This window comes from Endozoicomonas sp. ONNA2, assembly GCF_024606365.1.
In the GTDB taxonomy this organism is placed as follows: domain Bacteria; phylum Pseudomonadota; class Gammaproteobacteria; order Pseudomonadales; family Endozoicomonadaceae; genus Endozoicomonas.
The window spans coordinates 1-3,251 of the sequence record NZ_JAHHPO010000284.1 but is presented as its reverse complement, the minus strand read 5'-3'; the positions used below and the strand labels follow the sequence as shown (position 1 = coordinate 3,251).

Here is a 3,251-nt window from a genome sequence, read left to right as displayed (position 1 = left end):
GTATTCCTTACCAGCTTGGTGGGCTGGTTTGGCTGGGTTCACAGAATAGTTACTTAGTCTATCGCTAAATCCCCGTAAGTGCTTGATTTTATTGGTGCCGAAGACGAGACTCGAACTCGTACGCCCATACAGGCACTGCCCCCTCAAGACAGCGTGTCTACCAATTCCACCACTTCGGCCTTGACTGCCGCCTTCGGCTGCAGCAAAACTGCTTAAGAAAACTCTTTATAAACCAATAATATTTTCAACCTTACTGAGTACCTTAGAAACTGTTTGGTGATCCCATCCAATGTTCCCGATTACCAGGAGCTGCAGCCATATTGAACTTAAGTACATGTGCTTGTAGCCCATGGGAATCAAGGGTCAATATGGTTTCAGCGAACAGTTATGTACCTTCAGACCCACTGCTCTCAACGGGCTGAGACTCTAACACAGGCGCATCGCTTTCGATAGTGTTTTCTAATGAATCAACCGGGAAAGGTGCGTCATTTACCGGCACAATTTGTTCAATCTGAACAGACGGTAAACCGGCATCAACAACACTGTCAGCCTTCTGCCTGGCCATCATCGCCAAGCCAATACTGGTTACGAAAAAGATCGTCGCCAGAATAGCGGTGGTACGACTCAGAAAGTTCGCTGAGCCCTGACTACCAAACACCGTTTGCGAAGCCCCTGAGCCAAAACTGGCCCCTGTTTCTGCACCTTTGCCCTGCTGCAGCATGATCATAACAATCACACCAACAGCTACCAGCACGTGCACAAGAAGAATAATGGTTTCCATATTATCCCGCAGCGTGACATATCACCTTGAAATCAGCAGCTATGAGCGAAGCACCACCAATCAGACCACCATCCACATCAGGCTGGCTCATGAGTTCTGCTGCGTTGTCGGCTTTCATGCTTCCACCATACAGAACACGGGTTCTGTCCGCCATGGACGGATCGTTTTCTGCCAGCAGCGCACGAATTTCAGCATGAACTTCCTGCGCCTGTTCTGGCGTAGCAGTCAGACCAGTGCCAATAGCCCAAACGGGTTCATAGGCAATGACAAAATTAGCCAGACGCTCCGGACCTGCAGCCCGAAGCACCGTATTGATCTGATGGGCCACTACTTTCATAGTGTCACCAACTTCGCGCTCAGACAGGGTCTCACCAACACAAAGGACCGGGACCAGCCCCTGATCAACCAGAGCGCAAAATTTCGCTGCCACATCGGCATCGGTTTCGCCATAAAGAGAACGACGCTCAGAGTGGCCAATAAGTACATATTCACAGCCAAGGTCTTTGGCCATCAGAGGCGAGATTTCACCCGTGTAGGCTCCTGAGAGCTTATCGGAGGCATTTTGCACACCATATTTAACCGCAGAACCCTTCAACAAGTCGCGTACCTGCTGAACGTATACGCCAGGTGGAAAAACGAGGACCTCAGCCTTGGTTTCAAGCCCCGAAAGGATTCCATCTACAAGCTCGCGGATACTGTCTGAAGAACCATTCATCTTCCAGTTTCCGGCTACCAGTGGCTGACGCATACCACTTACCTCTTTAATCGCGAGGCCGGAATACTAACCCGAAAGACGGCAACATACAATAAGTCAAGCCCTGTGAAGCTATTGAAATCAAGGCAGCACAGTTCCCATCCAGGGGAGTCATTCAACACATTTCCCTGGCAACCACAGTTGCCAGCTTTTCAGCCTGAGCCTTTACCTGAACGCCGTCTTCACCTTCAACCATCACCCGGATAACCGGCTCAGTTCCTGAGGGCCGCAAAAGAACGCGGCCTTTTCCAGCCATTTCTTCTTCTGCCTTTTTTACCGCCGCAACAATACCGGCAATGGTGTCAGTATCCCGCTTGTTCTGAACCCGGACATTAATCATGACTTGTGGGTAAAGGGTAATCGCACCCACCATTTCAGACAGGGATTGACCTGCTGTCTGCATGGCTTTTAATACCTTCAGTGCCGAGACAATCCCATCACCGGTGGTTGATGCATCACGGGAGATAATGTGACCAGACGACTCACCGCCGAGCTGCCAGTCATTGGCTATGAGCAGTTCATTCACATAACGGTCACCCACATCGGCCCTGGCAAAGGGAATCCCGGCGGCCTCAAGGGCTTTCTCCATCCCCAGGTTGGTCATTAACGTGCCCACCACACCACCATTCAGTATCCCTCTGGAATGGCGATCCATAGCAATAATAAACAGCAGCTGGTCGCCATCGACGATCTCGCCCTTCTCATCCACCATAATGACCCGGTCACCATCACCGTCAAACGCAATGCCCAATTCTGCACCGGTCTCTTTGACTCTGGCAGCCATACCTTCTGGCCTGATAGCGCCGGCATCCTCATTGATATTGACGCCATTGGGACGGGTGCCCATCGCTATCACTTGCGCACCCAGTTCACGAAAAACCGCAGGGCCTACCTGGTAGGTTGCACCATGACCGGCATCGATCACTATTTTCATATCGCGCAGATCCAGCTGCTGGGAAGTACTGCCCTTGCAGTATTCAATGTAACGGCCTGCCGCATCATTCATCCGGGTCACTTTACCCAGACTCTGGGAATCAACCACCTCAATCTCTGACTCAAGCAATGCTTCAATTTTCAGCTCGACCTCATCGGATAGTTTGGTACCGTCGCCCGCAAAGAACTTTATACCATTGTCGTAAAATGGGTTATGGGAGGCACTGATCACAATACCTGCCTGCCCATTAAAGGTACGGGTCAGATAGGCAATAGCCGGGGTTGGCATAGGCCCGGTCAGGACCACATCAATACCGGCAGCAGACAGACCGGCCTCAAGAGCAGACTCAAACATATAACCGGAAATTCGGGTATCTTTACCAATAATGACCTTCCCTTCACCCTGTTCAGCCAGCACACGACCCGCTGCCCAACCCAGCTTCAGGACAAAATCCGGGGTAATCGGAAAATCACCCACTTTCCCACGTATTCCGTCGGTACCAAAATATTTGCGTGCCATAGCCCTTTACCAAGAATTACAGAATGAAATGACCGGTGGTAAGTAGTTGGCCAAATGGAGTCGTATATTACTGCTATGAGGACAGTTACTAATGCAAGGCACAGCGCAGGGAGCATAACCGTAGCCAAGAGGCTGCCCCGGGAGGCTGTCCGAGAATAGGCTGCCATACACGGCAACTGCTCCTGCGTTGCTCTGACGCCTGCATCCTTGCAGTCGGCGGCAACTGCTCCTGCGTTGCTCTGGCTCCTGCATCCATGCAGTCG

General features: G+C 51.3%; 3 protein-coding genes and 1 tRNA gene. All 4 read right to left on the bottom strand.

Features of this window, described 5'->3' with window-relative positions; all coding sequences use genetic code 11:
• Positions 1 to 92: 92 nt before the first annotated feature.
• The 4 genes from KDK14_RS05005 to glmM all read right to left on the bottom strand — a co-directional run bounded on the left by KDK14_RS05005 (position 93) and on the right by glmM (position 2,988).
• Positions 93 to 179 (bottom strand) — tRNA-Leu (locus tag KDK14_RS05005).
• Positions 180 to 385: 206 nt separating this feature from the next.
• Positions 386 to 781: a preprotein translocase subunit SecG gene (gene secG / locus KDK14_RS05000; RefSeq protein ID WP_257263917.1), complete on the bottom strand. Its 396-nt coding sequence runs from the start codon at positions 779 to 781 to the stop codon at positions 386 to 388.
• A gap of 1 nt (position 782) precedes the next feature.
• Complete coding sequence (gene tpiA / locus KDK14_RS04995; protein WP_257263916.1) at positions 783 to 1,529, bottom strand: triose-phosphate isomerase; 747 nt, start codon at positions 1,527 to 1,529, stop codon at positions 783 to 785.
• A 121-nt stretch (positions 1,530 to 1,650) separates the two neighbouring features.
• Entirely contained in the window at positions 1,651 to 2,988 is a 1,338-nt protein-coding gene (gene glmM / locus KDK14_RS04990; protein WP_257263915.1) for a phosphoglucosamine mutase, read from the bottom strand.
• Between the last annotated feature and the right edge of the window lie 263 nt (positions 2,989 to 3,251).